Below are 13,681 nucleotides of genomic sequence, written 5' to 3'. Positions count from 1 at the left end.
GCGTCTCAATTAGAGCCCTCCTGCTCGACCTTGCTTCTGTCCACCAAGTCCAGCTTAATCTCTCCCAGTCCTATCCCCCTGCTCTTCCCTACCCCCAAATAGGAAGCCACTGACAGGTACTTCGCTACGGCCCTCTTCAGTTTGCCAGTCACGTCAAACATAATCCACCCCTCCACTCCTCTGCTCTTCCTGAGCCTCCCCTTGTCGTCCTCCCCTATTATTACGGTCACAGGCTTGAGCTCGAAGTCGACCACCTTGGATAATCCGTTCACTAATACCGTCAACTTAAAGCTTTTGAGGTCCTCCTCCTCGTTTTCAGTGCTTCCCAACAGCCCCAAGTAGGTCCTGTAGGCTGACGCAACGAGGAGACCAGGGGAGGGTATTAGGGATAGTCCTACCTTCGCCTTCCTGTACCTCTCGAGGAAGGGAGGAAGGTAAATCTTTGATGAGAGGAGGGCGGGAGTCACAATCCTGACCTTTAAGTTTTTACCCTCGACGTCGCTATTGAATCCGTTAAATACGTTTATCGACTCGAGGAGGATCTCGAAATCCCCATAGGGAGTGGAGACCCTACCTCCTCCCATGTTCATTATTTCCCCCATCATCGGAAAGGAAACGGACGCGCTCATTTTGGTGAAAGCCTTAACCTTTATTACATCGCCTCTCCTTATCATCTCTTCGGTAGAGTACAACCTCTTCCCGTTCAACCCTAAGTTGGAAATGAAAAGAGGTTTCTGCTTCCTCTTCGATTCAACAAGGTCCTTTACGAAGGGGAGCACCTTCTCGGATAGGATCAGGTACTTCACGACCTTAGAGGTCATAGGTGGAAGCACAACGTCGCGCAGAGGCCTAACGGAGAAGTTTAACCTGACTATTTGCATCACGTTCAACTCCACATTTGCCATCAGTTCACATTCTCGTTTATCAATTCTTCGCTCCTCACTTTTAAGTTTATGAGAGGACGATCGATTAGTTGACGTGGCGAGTGAGCGTACAGGTGAGAGCCATCTAGATCAAGCGAGCTCCTGTTGAACCGAAGGTTCGCCTCCCTGAGTTGAACTCGTTAGGGTTTCCGCCACAAGATTCGTAAGAGGGTTTGGCGTAGAGTCCCCTTGTGGGGTTTACGCGACGCCCGTGAGGTCATTGAATTTCAAAATTTTATTCATCAATTGATAGATCGTTCTCCTTCCTGAGAGAGAAGCGTTTCACAACGAACGTAAGGGGAGCACGACGCTAGGGTGTAGATCCAGTTCTTGAACTCAGTAACGAACGTAACGTCCACTGTAAGGAGGTTTGGGCTCTAAGGGTATGGAGGACCTCATAGAAGGTTAGGAATCTCCAGGCTCATCAGGAGAGAGACGCTTGGGACCCGACCTCACGATCAATAGGATGCTCTGGGAAGATTACGATACGTTCCCTTCATGAGAGGTCAAGAGGGCTCTCATCCTTTTAAGCGGGAAGTAATGGAGCTCCACCTTTTCGCAAAAGGATGTAGATCGACTCCACAATCCGGAAAGGAAGCTCTCAGATTGAATTGAGTACCTTGAAGACCTCTGAGGGTTCGTGTCCAACGCCTTCGTTAAAAGGGGGGTTCAGCCGTAGCTGAGCCTCAGTCCCTTACCTTCGCGTCCTTACCTGACTTAAGTCCAAGATCTCGCGTCTCACCCTAACGGTAACGCGAGGTCTAAGCGAGCTAACGTTTCAAGATGGGACAGTTAGGGTCGTAACAAGGCGGAGTTCCATTAAGTCATGGAGGTCAACGATCACATCTAGGTGACCGGTTCGAGCTATCGATCAGGGACCACGCATCCGTTCGCTCGAAACCGTGGCGGACCTCTTAGCTGCTCATATTCCCTAGTAGGATGCCACTCAACTAGGCTAAGAGCTCGCTCGGAGGCCTGGAGAAAAAGGGACTCGTTCAAAAGACTCGTTTAGAGAAGGGACTCACTTGGGAGTATCGTAAGGTTAGTTATCGGCTCAACTAGGTTTAGCGGTGGATTCTTATTAGACTAAAAAAGTTAAAGACTCTATCTAGATAAGTTAGATCTAGAGTTGCTTCTTCCAGTCCACCTACTCTAAATGACCTAAGAGGATCGCTACAGCCTTTAGTACCCTTTAGCTAGGCTTCGAGTCTCTGATGAGATGCCCTAAACCTGGAGACGAATAGTTTTAGACCGAATCGTCCGTGAAAGGTTAACGTTCTGTTACTCCGTATCAGGATTATCCCTCTGGTACGTTCAAGCGTTCACCGCCTTTAAGGACCGCTCTAGATCAACGCTTAGGTAATGCGAAATCAAAGGGGATTCGTTACGTTAAGAAAGCGTTCAGAGCGCCCATGAGGAAGACTTCGTTAATTAGGAAATTAAGCGACGTAAAACTCAATTGCTTTCATTAATTCCAAAAGACTTAAAAACTACGCCACGAGATAAATTTTAATGTCCGCTGTAGAAGAGAGTAAGGACTTTGTGGACTTCGCTGTTGAAGTTGCGTGCAATTTAAAGCGATGCTTCAACCGTTCGGTAATTGAATTAATTCTAAACAATGTCGAGAGAAATGGAGATTTGACTCTATTTGAGATACTAATAATTTGGGCAACCGGTAAAAGTAGACAATGTGGCCCTAATTCAAAGGGCATAGGTGCGGTTAGAAGTTTAGTAGAAAAGTTGGAAAAGATAAAAGGTAAAGTAAACGTCAAAGAGTTCGTTAGGGACGTAAAGTGGGCATACCAAAGCATGAGTCAATGTTATAATATTAGAAGTGTCGAATCTCTCGTAAAGGCCACGGTCGGATTGGAAACCTCAAAGAATATTAATAAGAAATAATGATCTAATTATGGTGTTTTTATTTGTCATCCTCGTCAACCCCCGGTTCAAATCCTAACGCTACTTCCACCCCCAAAATGGACGATGACTTCTTACTAAATAGGGGAGCTGTAGTGGCATGTCTGGCCTCACTCGGAAGATTCGAGAGTACTCAGATTAATAATATGCTAACGTTCATTCAGAACAATAGGAATATTAAAGAATTGGAGCTCTTAATCATAAGACAAGCAGGTAGAGGCGTAATTGATCATCAGATAAGAGACGAGATAGTGAAAACTATTCTAGATATAGGAAAATCTTGTCAAAACGAAGACGAAAGAGTTGAGAAAGTAAAGAAATTCTTGGGGTATATAAAGTGGCTCTATGAGAGTTTAAATGTTAAAAAAAGTAATAGAGGAACAGCTCAGCAAGAGCAGAATGCTGAAGGTAATAGAGGAACAGCTCAGCAAGAGCAGAATGCTGAAGGTAATAGAGGAACAGCTCAGCAAGAGCAGAATGCTGAAGGTAATAGAGGAACAGCTCAGCAAGAGCAGAATGCTGAAGGAACACAGGATAGTGAAGAAAAACAGCTAAGGAAAGCTACAGAAGAATGCTACAAATTAACTTTTGATACGTTTGTAGAGAAAATTATAAATCAAAACGATCCTGAACAAAGTCAAGCGAAGGCCACTCAAACAGGTAATGGTTGATCATCATGAGTTCGACTAAACGTGTTTGTTACGATCTGGACTCAATCAGGTCAGTTTACGAGATAACTGGTTATTTAGTGAACGAAACTCGGTTGAGGATAGGATCAGGAAAGGCTTCCTCATCTTTTATGGAGACTTCTGACAATCCAATAATAAGGAGAAACGATAAACCATACATTCCAGGGAGCAGCCTAAAGGGAGCCCTTAGGTCACTTTTGGAAGCTAACGTGGATAACCTTTTTAGTGAAGAAAAGTACAAGAAAGTTTACACTCAACAGGACATTAAAAAAGCAGAACACAACAATGACTTACAGGACCTCACCAGCTGTCCTGGACCTGATAAGGATGGCTACTTTTGCATTCCCTGCATAATCTTCGGTTACATAGACGTTTCTGCAAGGATGTATGTATTTGACGCAGAAGTCGAAGGCAACTTTAAGATAGAAAACTACACGTCCGTGGCAATAAACAGGGTGTTTGGAGGCCAGAACCCGGGTAGTCTGTTCACCTTTGACTATATCTCCCCTGGGGCTAAGTTCAAGTTTAAGTCCCTGATTTACAACGTTAACTTGGAGAAAGAAGACGATGATTGGAGGAAACAGGTGAGGAAGGGAATCGTCTTCGTTTTGAGGTCCTTAACTGAGGGGATTTTCATAGGAGGTAGGAAAAGCGTAGGTGCAGGTTTCATTAAGCTAGAGCAGCCCAAGATAAGGTCTTATAAAGCAGATAAAGGAGAGTGGGTTGATATGGAGTTTAAAGAGGTAATTAATAAAGGATAGGAGGAGAAAATTGATGAGCAGCAATAATTTGATGAATTACCTAATAGTTAGAAAGGACATAATAATGAGAATAGTAGAGTTCAAGGCAGAGGTTGTGGCCGATTCTCCGCTACTTATCAGTGAAGGAGGTAAGGGTCGTGTCAAGGAAGTGATTAAGAACGTTGATGGAGTTCCAATAATTCCTGGTAGCTCATGGAAGGGAATGTTTAGATCTGCGGGTGAAATCATAGCTAAGCATAAAGGAATTGAGGTATGTCCCGGTCTGAGTGATGAAAATTGTCTTTCAAAATCTAAAAAATATAATGATCTTAATGAATACTTAGCTAATATGGATATAGAGAACGCCGTGAAATTAGTGTTTCATAACACTTGCTTAAACTGTAAGATATTCGGCACGCAATCCATTATAGGACAAACTAGATTCATGGACTCTCTAGCTAAAAACTACAAACTAGGAACCAGGCCTATGATAGCAATAAACAGGAAAACAGGTTCCGTATCAAGTGGAGCACTAGTTACACTCGAGTACGTAGAGCCGGGATCTACCTTCAACTTCACTCTCTACACATATAACTTGCCCAACTACGCACTGGGTTATCTTCTAGAGGTCATGGAGAGAATAAATAACCACCTGTTTCAGATTGGAGGTAATAAGAGCAGAGGTTTCGGTTTCATCTCTTTTAAGAACTTAACAATGACGTTAAAGAAAGGAAGTTGGGATAGTCCAGTTGACTCAGATATAGGGGTTAATATAAGTGACAAAGTAAGAGCAGAGTGGATTAGATTATTTGAAAAGTACAAGGCTTCAGAACGAGGTAATTAAGGATGAACGGGTTCGATTCCCAAAATGAAAATAGCGGAAAATTTACTCCTAGAAACGAACATTTCCCTGAGATTATAGAATATACAATAACGGTCATGTCAAAATTCCTACACGTGGGGAGAGGTAAGGAAATAGAGATCATAAATAAAAATAAACTCACTGCCGGGAGTAAACTAGCTAATGATATAATAACTGGCTTTTTGAGCAATAATAAAAGGGTATTTAACAATTTAGACAACGCCATTTTAATTAAACAGGCCTTTTCCAGGGCAGGTGATAAGTATGTTATCCCTGGAGGAACGATCAAGGGAGCGGTGAGGGCTAGATTGGAAGAGTCCTTAAACAACACCTGCCATATTGTCACCGACACGTCCTCAGGACAGAATAAAAAATCAGAGTATAGTAAAAAATATAATAGAACATTCAATCCTAATGAACAAGGGAGATCGGAGGACTTCTCTGAAGATTCATTTAATAAAGGTGAAATCTGCCTAGTTTGCGACCTCTTTGGTAACACGGGTTTGGCGAGCAGGGTATCGTTCTCCGACGCCATCCTCACTTCAGACCCTAACTCTTATGTAGTCTCTGAGAAAATCGGTAATGAAGATTTCGAAACGAAGAAAAAAGGGGGAGAGTACGAGTTGGTTAAAAAAGGTGCAGTATTTGAGGGTTTTATTGTAATTCGTGGTAACGGAATAGATAAGGGTGCAGTTTACTACGGTATGGGAATTAGGTGCAAAAACGATGAGGAGGAGTATAGGGACATCCTTCTCGGAAGATTCAAGTACAGAAATCAGAACTTTGGTAGAGTAAGGTTTAAAATAAAAAATAATAGTGACGTTTGTAAGAATATCAAAGATTTCGTTTCAAAGTATAAACCAAAGATATAAGGGAGGACTGGAAGTGAGTAACTTGACGATCTGCTTCTCGAGGTCCCTTTCAATACTCAAGGACGAAGAGTGCAAGAAGGGAGATCACTTGATAAAGAAAAATGGTGAATTGGTCAAAATAGAGAGCGAAGGTGAAAAGCACGGGTGATAGAGGATGAGAGGTATATTCTCTCCAGTTGAAAAAGACGTCATAGTAATAAACGATGAGAAACCGGAGAATATGAACGAAATTGTGGATAAGATAGAAAATATCTTCATCGAGTTAATAAAAAGAGTTGATAAGATACAACTTGACGATAAACCTATAGATCAGAACATTAAGCTAAAGATCCTCTCAGAGCTCGTTGTGGGGATATTCAATTTCCCAATGATGATAGGTTACGTTAACCTGTCTGAGTCAAAAGCTAACGAGAGAGGAAACGAGCCCATCCTCAACAGTTTCAACTATTTGATAACTTACGTCTTAAAGAGACACTTAGATCCTGATCTTAGCGGGAAAATCTATAGCAGACTTAAGAAGACGGACCTAAGTGAGGGCGAGAACTCACTAGAGAACGTTTTGAATTTAATAACAGGTGAGGAAGAGAACTCAAGTGAGAACAGAGCCTTAAACGATATCCTATCCTACATATACTCCAAGGAGTTCAGAGAGAGTCTAGCTGAGATCTACGAGAGCTTGAAGAACGTTCCGGCGGACACAAGGCCTGGGTATAACCTGAGCTCGGTCCTATCTCACATGACCTTGACCTCCCTGATAGCCTGGGGTATTCAAGAGGATAGTTACGATTTACCAGCCATTAGGTTAGCTGCAGTTCTTCACGATATAGGCAAAGTTAAAAACTACAAAGAGCACGTGCAGGGAACCAATGAATTCTTCAATAACATTCTTAATAAGGTTAAAAACGATATCCACAGTGACTTTTTAAATCAGCTAGAACACGCTAGAGGGAAGGCTAGCAGTCATCATCAGGGTGGTGGTTACCTAGACGAAGCTGATGACTTGGCAGCCTCTATAGATAGGTTATCTGATCTTGTGAAAGACATACTAAACAACGATCAAGATGTAAAAAGGTGGCTGGAAGAAAAAGGCAAGTCGGACTTGCCCGAGTGTTACGACAAACCACGTCAATACGATTGCTTCGATGAACTCAAAGAAAATGAGTATAAAGAGCTAACCACTATGTTGTACGATAAACTGTACGATAGGATCTCCTCAAAGTCGGAGAAGACTAAAACGGCTCAACCCAAGGGGAGTCCCGTTTTAACCTTGATGTACATAGACTTCTTGGGAATCCAGAAGTTCATATCATCCTTCCCTAAGCTTAAGGACATGTCCACTGCAAGCTTTCTAGTCGATTTCTTAGTTTCTACACTACCTTTCATTGTAATCGATTACATGATCACCCAGAAGGGAAAGAAGAATTACTTACCCCTTGAGGCACTGCTCTCGGGGTACGGAGGTCACGCAATGATAGCTTTCAGATCGTATGAAAACCTCGCTGAGGAGGTGAAGAAGGAGATCTTGAGTTTAGATCTGCTCTCGACTCTTGACGTTTCGCTCGGCGTTTACCACACGCCCATGATAGTTAAAGATGTGAAATACAAGTCAGTGAGATACGATGAGATATGGGAGCACCTGAAGGAGCAAATGATGGACAGATCCAAAGTGAGGTGGGAGGAGAGAGCGTACAGTTACGAGCCTAAAGAAATTTGTTCAAACTGCGGTCTGAGACCAGCCGTGAAGAGAGATGATAAACTGTGCACCAGATGCGCTGCGGTGAGGAGCATCTCCGACCTTAAGGGATTTCACAACAAGGTGACGGCAACTTACGTTGTGGGAGGGACGGTCTTAACACCACAAAACTGTTTCAGCGGCAAAGTAGATGAGTACGCTATGGAATTCATTTCTGGATACAATAAACCTCCAGAGGATAACTCTAACGAGGACGTCATAAATCCACCTTTCATAGGCGTTCTAAAGTTCGACGCTAACGATGCGTCTAAGGTTTACTCCAGGGTGATAACCTACGGGATGTACTTAGACTTAAGTTACAGCATGGACTACGCGATAAAGCAAGGGTTCTACGAGTCTCTAAAGGACCTGGTCAGCATTGACCCAAGTGATGCAGACGGGTCTCTAAAGGACATGATCTGCGCCGACTCAAATAAGGTAGGAAAGCATTTAGCGGCTAGGATACTGTCGGGAGTGATGTACCTGGGAGGGGACGAAGGTTTGATCTTCATGCCTGGGATGATCTCAGTCCCGTTCTCGTTAAGCTTCATTAAGAAGATCAGTGAGAAGTCTAAATTCAAGTTTAAGGGCGGTCTAGTGCTGATCAAACCCAAACATCCTGTCCAGTTTGCCATCGAATCGGTTGAGGAGGTCATGGAGAAGGCGAAGATCGGGGGAGAGAAGAGCGAAAACAGCCTTGGAATAGCCCTGACCACCTCTATCATCACCCCCGAGAGCTTTGACACCACGCTAAACCTATACAAATCGATATTGAGGGTGAAAAATAAACTTGAGGGAGACGACGAGATCAACTTGAGGAAAGCGGTTAAGCTGATCCTTAACGTAGGGGACCGCAAAACATCCGAGGAAGAAACGAGGGAAATATACAAAGCGGTGGGAGAGCTCTACTCATCTCTCCTTGATAAAGCACCAGCAGAAGGCGTTAACGAAGAGAGGGTTGAACACGTAATGGATGTGATAAGGACTTTAGAGGACTTGGTCTCTCAGTACTTCAGATCTAAGGGAGGAGACCCTAAGTTCCTAATAGTTTACATGATCAGGGAGAGGGCTAGGAACGAGGACGAGAAGGTTCGTTCCTTAATGGAGCTCTTACTGAGAGACGCTAAGGTACGCATTTGCCTCACCAAACAGGAGGAGTGTAACTTCCCGCTTCTGGACATGCTTAACGTTTCCAAATCCTTTAGAGGAGGGTTGAGAAGATGATCCTAAACGTAGAGGTAAAGAACTTGAGCTCCCTCACGATTGGAGGGACGTCGGGGCTCGAAAGCGCGGACATACCTATGACTAAGTTGATCTTTCCAGGATCGACTTTAAAGGGAGTGATGAGGACCTCCTTACACTTGGCCATCAAGGAGTGGGAGGAGGAGCTAAAGGAAGAACTGAGAAAGGAGAACAAAGAGATGTTAACATCCTGTGGGGAGATAGACCCGGCGTTCATAAGCGTAGCTCACGCGAATGATAAGAAAGGGACGTGTGACGTGTGTTCGCTCTTCGGCTTTCCCTCCCCCAACGCGCAGGGTAGAGGAAAGGTCAGCGTTCACCTCGAAGTATCAGATAGGTTGGAGAAAGTTGAGCGCTACACCCTCACTAGAGTTAAGATAAACGACAGTACGCAAACTTCAGAGAAGGGATCCCTATTCACTCAAGAGGTCTACAGACCGGGCACGGTGTTCAAGTTTCGGATAGAACTAAACTCAAATGATGAAAAGGATCTGCTTATGGTTCTCCTATCCCTTTACTACTTGAGGTTATATAGGGTTGGAAGAGGTGGGATGGTGGACTTGAGACTATTGAACGATGAAAATCAACTCTGTACCTCCTGTGGTGAACTAACGAAGAAGCTCATAAAGGCATTGAAATCATGGATGACTGAGGGTGACGGACTATGAAGTTCGACCTGTACAAAATAAAACTGGATTACGCAGCGGTGGGTCTAAGGAAGGCGGGCAACTTCTACAGCTCCGATAAGGACTTCATACCCAGCACTACGATAAGGGGAGCCTTCCTTTACCCTCTAGTGCAAAAAGGGAAAAGCGACGAGGAACTCGAGGAATTCCACTTCTCTCCAGCCTTTCCGATAGGCTCTGCCCCTTCCCATGCGCTCTCCCCAGCGGGGGGTAGAAAGATAAGGTGTTACTTCGAGATCCCTAACGCTTTAGAGAAGTGGAGGAACTCGAGCTACAGTGAGGTTTTGAAGGAGACTAAGGAGGCCCTTGAGAAAATTGAGGATGAGGAGTGTCTGCAGGGAGGCAGCACCGAGCCGAAAAGTGGTAGCAATGAAAGAAGGGTGCCTGACCTCAAACCTAAGGTTGGCGATATCGTAAAGTTCTCCAAGACCTCGTCCGTTCACAAATACGTGAGAGTCAACATGGAGACCTTAGTGCAAACGAACGTAGGGATAAGCAAAGCCTCCGGGTCGAGCAAGACAAACATGTTGTTCGCCTATGAGGTCAAGCGATTCAATGAGCTTTGGGTCCTCTCCAAAGCCGGTTTCCATACCGTTGGAAATGTAGAGCAGATAAAGGTTGGGAGAAACTCGTCGAGGGGCTTAGGACTGGGGAAGGTCCAGTTCGTAAGGGAAGTTGACCTTGAGACACCAGGTGAGGGAGACGTGGGTTACTGTCTGACCCCCTGCCTTCCCTCCTTTATGGGAAAGACCTACATAGAGAGTGAGGAGATAAGGGGTTCCACTGGCGTTTACGTCTCTTGGTACACCTGGGATAAGGGAAAGAGAGGTGGGTTGAAACCCATCTTAAGGGTCTTAAACGAGGGGACGATAATCAAGGTGAAGAGAACGTACGAGTTAAAGGAGCTCTGGCCAGCCGGGCTAAACATGTTGATAAAGATTAAAGACCTTAATGATCTATTAAATAAGGTGAAAACATGAGGGTTTTCGACCTGATCTTCAACGTGGACGAAGTTAGGGTGGGTACACGCTCCTACGGGAACGAGCTGGAGATGCTCAAGTATGGGGATCTGTTCATAATTCCTTACTCCACGTGGAAGGGGGCGTTCAGGAGGACCTCCGAGGTGGTTCAAAGCCTGGCGAGGAAAGAGAAGAGCTTCGATTCAGTTGTTGAGAAGGTGAGGAATGTCCTAAGAGATCCAGATGTGAGTAAAGAGTTCAATGAGAAGACGATCTTCGACCTCACAAACAAGATTGAGGATGAGCTAAAAGAAGTTGGCTTTGCGGAGGAGGCGGAAGGAGTAGGTCCAATAATAAGGGATAAGGTGGTGTTCGACAGATCTTCAAGAGAGGAACTGGAAGAGGCTATAGTGCCTATCGTAATCTCATATCTAGATCCATTAAACAGGCTCTACGGCTCCCCTTACTTCGCTGGAGCTCTCGTTTTCTCAGACAGCGTCATGTCCAACAAGGAAGTTAAGTCAGGGCTAGTAAACAAGGTCTCGATAAACAGGGCGACCAGAAAGTCGGAGGAACAAGCTCTCTTCGTAGAGGAGGTGATCTACCCCAGGCAGGTCAGGGTGAGGGTTAACATGAGGAGAGTCCCAAACTCAGCGATTGAACTCTGGCGTTCTACCCTACGTTTCTCCATCGACGTCGGAGTCCCCATAGGGGCAGGTAAGTCCAAAAGGTCCTGGGCCGTTCTAAATCTAAAAGACAGTTTAGTCACGGAGGTCAAACTTACCGAACAGGAAACGTTAAAGCTTCAGAAATTTTTAGCTTGAAGGGCTATGTTTCTAGATAAGTACCACGAGACCTTATACTCCTTAGCGCTCTCCTTGAGGAAGAACCAGTTCAAGGTTTGGGACTTCACGTACGTTGAGACCTCAGACCCGAGGGTGGATTACGTTATTGGAGAGGACAGGAAAGGTGAGGAGCCCGTCACTTACGTTCTGAGCGTCCCGAAGGGGTGTGAGGACCTGAGGAGGTGCTTGGGTTTCTCCTTCATGTATTACGAGAGCTTTCCCTTCACCTCGGGCGTCTCTATAGGGGTCCTGGACATGGCAGTGAAGGTGATAAAGACCTTCAAGGACGAAGGGGAGATGATGAGTTACTTAAGGGACGAGGAGGTGAAGCAGTTTAAGGCTACGGATTACCTGTTCCTCAAGGACAGATCTAGAGGGGAGGGACTGTACCAGAGGTTCATCTCCTCTCTCAACGACAGGGAGCTAAACGAGCTGAACGATCTGGCTAGAGGTTACCTAGAGGCCTATAAGCTCTACGATAGGAACCCTGAGGCGAGCGGCCTGGACGAGACGGTTAGGGAGATCGAGAGGAGGCTCCTTGCCGTATCCTCAGGTTACGAACGCGTTTGGAACCTGAATGAGGGAGAACACATCTCTGAAGACGAGGAACACATAGAGGGCGAAGTGAGGGAACCTCTGGACGTCTTTCAAATACTCTCCGATGTGAGAGCGGAGAAGTTCAGGGAGAACGTCTCTAAGTTCTTAGACTTCGCTGGGGATGAAGAGAGCAGTTGGGAGTCGGTCAGGTTCAGAGGTTCCCTCCTCAACGTTTTCGAGAGGAGGGCTGCCACGATCTTGATAAGGAGGCCAGGGTTCCTAACGATAGACAAGGCCGGGGGGAGGACCATCCCGGTTCAACCTAGCCTAATAGAGGTGGAGAGGCTAGTTTAAGCGGCGTTCAGGGCCCTCCTCAACGTTTCATTCCAACCTCTATCTAGAGTTTACCTAAACTCGTTAAGATCATCACGCGGTGGAAATCGAGCTCCACTTCCTGTCCCTCAGAGAACTGCGCGGCGTTCGTCCGCGAGACCCCAGGTCTCCCTCAAGAGCGAGTTCCAACCTCACGTGATTTGAGCCAACTCTGAGGACTTGAGGCTCAGGCCATAGAGGGCGATGAGGGGAGCAACTAGAGCTTAAATTCAATCAAGTCCTCACCTTGAAAAAACTGAGAAAACTAGACCATCTCAACTCCATTGGAACCGAGAGGTGAGAAGACCGCAACTCCTTTTTACCCGGTTCATTCATTACTCCTTATGGTAAAGTTAATATCGACCTTGGGTACAACTCCTGGAGGAGTGATCGAGACCTACCTAAACTTGATCAGAGGAAACTACGAAGCTGAGGACCCTCACCCTGTGAAAATAGACCACATCTACGTGATAAGGACTGACGATGAGGCTGTGAACTTCGCCTGGAGCCTAATTAAGGCAATTTCTCCCTGTTGCGAATCCGTCAAAGTTGAACTGGTCGATATCCCTTTGAACATAAAGGACATATACTCCAGGGAGGACTTCGTAACCTTTAAGCAGAAGATTAGCTCCGTCATAAATGATGGAGATTACGTTGACATAACAGGTGGGAGGAAGGCCATGAGCGCCGCAGCAGCCATCTCGGCCATGACTAAGGGGAAAGCCCACGTTGTCACCTCGATCATCCCACAGAGCGAGTACTCAAGGATAAGCAACCTAATCTCCAAGTTTAGGGGTATGGAACGCGAGCTCTCTGAAGCCGGAAGAGGAAACTGTGAGCCGGCCGCAAAGTCAAACCTGAACTTCTGTGAGCTCCTCTCTAAGGACTGCAGGACAGTCGTTCTAACCTAAACACTCAGGTAACCCCTCGTTCATCCTCTTGACTATCCTCCTCACGGCCTCCTCCAACCCTTTAACCTCCCTCATCGCGTTAATAGATATAGGGGATTTAGCCACCTTAATTACCTCCTTCACCTTAAACCTTTCCTTAAGGTTAACCCTCTCGCAGTGCTCCACCCTATCGTAGCTGACCTTATATATCACACACCCACCCTTCACGCAGTGCCTCATGCAGTGAATTAAAACGTCGTTGACCAGAACGTCGTAGAAGGGGTTCCTGCTGACGTATATCCCCTCTCCAACCTTGACGAAAAGCACCTCCTGGGATAGGTCCTCCATGTTCCTCCTAACGACCTCTTCCGAACGGTCTCTCTTGAGCACACCTAACGAATCATCATCTAAGCTT

Annotated in this window: 14 protein-coding genes; 12 read left to right on the top strand and 2 right to left on the bottom strand. The window is 45.5% G+C overall.

Annotated features, from left to right (window positions below):
* Positions 1 to 5: 5 nt before the first annotated feature.
* The gene (cas6, locus tag MCUP_RS05380; protein WP_013737751.1) at positions 6 to 905 is read right to left on the bottom strand and encodes a CRISPR system precrRNA processing endoribonuclease RAMP protein Cas6; all 900 of its coding nucleotides are present in this window, start codon (positions 903 to 905) and stop codon (positions 6 to 8) included.
* Positions 906 to 2,435: 1,530 nt separating this feature from the next.
* Between cas6 and MCUP_RS05375 the strand changes: the two genes are divergently transcribed.
* From MCUP_RS05375 to crn1, 12 genes are all read left to right on the top strand, one after another.
* Positions 2,436 to 2,822 carry a hypothetical protein gene (locus MCUP_RS05375; RefSeq protein WP_048057516.1) on the top strand — a complete coding sequence of 129 codons (387 nt, stop codon included), beginning with the start codon at positions 2,436 to 2,438 and terminating at the stop codon, positions 2,820 to 2,822.
* Positions 2,823 to 2,899: 77 nt separating this feature from the next.
* Entirely contained in the window at positions 2,900 to 3,511 is a 612-nt protein-coding gene (locus tag MCUP_RS05370) for a hypothetical protein (RefSeq protein WP_048057515.1), read from the top strand.
* A gap of 5 nt (positions 3,512 to 3,516) precedes the next feature.
* A complete protein-coding gene (gene csx7 / locus MCUP_RS05365) occupies positions 3,517 to 4,290 on the top strand; it encodes a type III CRISPR-associated RAMP protein Csx7 (protein ID WP_048057514.1) in 774 nt (257 codons plus the stop codon).
* A 13-nt stretch (positions 4,291 to 4,303) separates the two neighbouring features.
* Positions 4,304 to 5,113 (top strand): type III CRISPR-associated RAMP protein Csx7, encoded by an 810-nt coding sequence (csx7, locus tag MCUP_RS05360; RefSeq protein WP_013737746.1) that lies wholly within the window; start codon positions 4,304 to 4,306, stop codon positions 5,111 to 5,113.
* 2 nt (positions 5,114 to 5,115) lie between these two features.
* The gene (locus MCUP_RS05355) at positions 5,116 to 6,003 is read left to right on the top strand and encodes an RAMP superfamily CRISPR-associated protein (RefSeq protein ID WP_048057513.1); all 888 of its coding nucleotides are present in this window, start codon (positions 5,116 to 5,118) and stop codon (positions 6,001 to 6,003) included.
* 13 nt (positions 6,004 to 6,016) lie between these two features.
* Positions 6,017 to 6,151 (top strand): hypothetical protein, encoded by a 135-nt coding sequence (locus MCUP_RS10180; RefSeq protein ID WP_258167288.1) that lies wholly within the window; start codon positions 6,017 to 6,019, stop codon positions 6,149 to 6,151.
* Positions 6,152 to 6,157: 6 nt separating this feature from the next.
* The gene (locus tag MCUP_RS05350; RefSeq protein WP_013737742.1) at positions 6,158 to 8,959 is read left to right on the top strand and encodes an HD domain-containing protein; all 2,802 of its coding nucleotides are present in this window, start codon (positions 6,158 to 6,160) and stop codon (positions 8,957 to 8,959) included.
* Positions 8,956 to 9,645, top strand: coding sequence for an RAMP superfamily CRISPR-associated protein (locus MCUP_RS05345; RefSeq protein WP_013737741.1), 690 nt, complete (start codon positions 8,956 to 8,958; stop codon positions 9,643 to 9,645). The genes MCUP_RS05350 and MCUP_RS05345 overlap by 4 nt, the downstream gene beginning before the upstream one ends.
* Complete coding sequence (locus MCUP_RS05340) at positions 9,642 to 10,643, top strand: hypothetical protein (protein ID WP_013737740.1); 1,002 nt, start codon at positions 9,642 to 9,644, stop codon at positions 10,641 to 10,643. The genes MCUP_RS05345 and MCUP_RS05340 overlap by 4 nt, the downstream gene beginning before the upstream one ends.
* On the top strand, positions 10,640 to 11,446 hold the full coding sequence (locus MCUP_RS05335; RefSeq protein ID WP_013737739.1) for an RAMP superfamily CRISPR-associated protein: 807 nt from the start codon (positions 10,640 to 10,642) through the stop codon (positions 11,444 to 11,446). The genes MCUP_RS05340 and MCUP_RS05335 overlap by 4 nt, the downstream gene beginning before the upstream one ends.
* Positions 11,447 to 11,452: 6 nt before the next feature.
* The gene (locus MCUP_RS05330) at positions 11,453 to 12,358 is read left to right on the top strand and encodes a hypothetical protein (RefSeq protein ID WP_013737738.1); all 906 of its coding nucleotides are present in this window, start codon (positions 11,453 to 11,455) and stop codon (positions 12,356 to 12,358) included.
* Between the two features lie 362 nt (positions 12,359 to 12,720).
* Positions 12,721 to 13,287, top strand: coding sequence for a CRISPR-associated ring nuclease Crn1 (gene crn1, locus MCUP_RS05325; RefSeq protein WP_013737737.1), 567 nt, complete (start codon positions 12,721 to 12,723; stop codon positions 13,285 to 13,287).
* Here crn1 and MCUP_RS05320 read toward each other — a convergent pair.
* Entirely contained in the window at positions 13,279 to 13,656 is a 378-nt protein-coding gene (locus tag MCUP_RS05320) for a hypothetical protein (RefSeq protein ID WP_013737736.1), read from the bottom strand. The two genes, crn1 and MCUP_RS05320, sit on opposite strands and share 9 nt — an antisense overlap.
* Positions 13,657 to 13,681 lie beyond the last annotated feature (25 nt).

This window comes from Metallosphaera cuprina Ar-4 (assembly GCF_000204925.1).
Lineage (GTDB): Archaea > Thermoproteota > Thermoprotei_A > Sulfolobales > Sulfolobaceae > Metallosphaera > Metallosphaera cuprina.
This window is presented reverse-complemented; position numbering and strand designations above follow the sequence as displayed.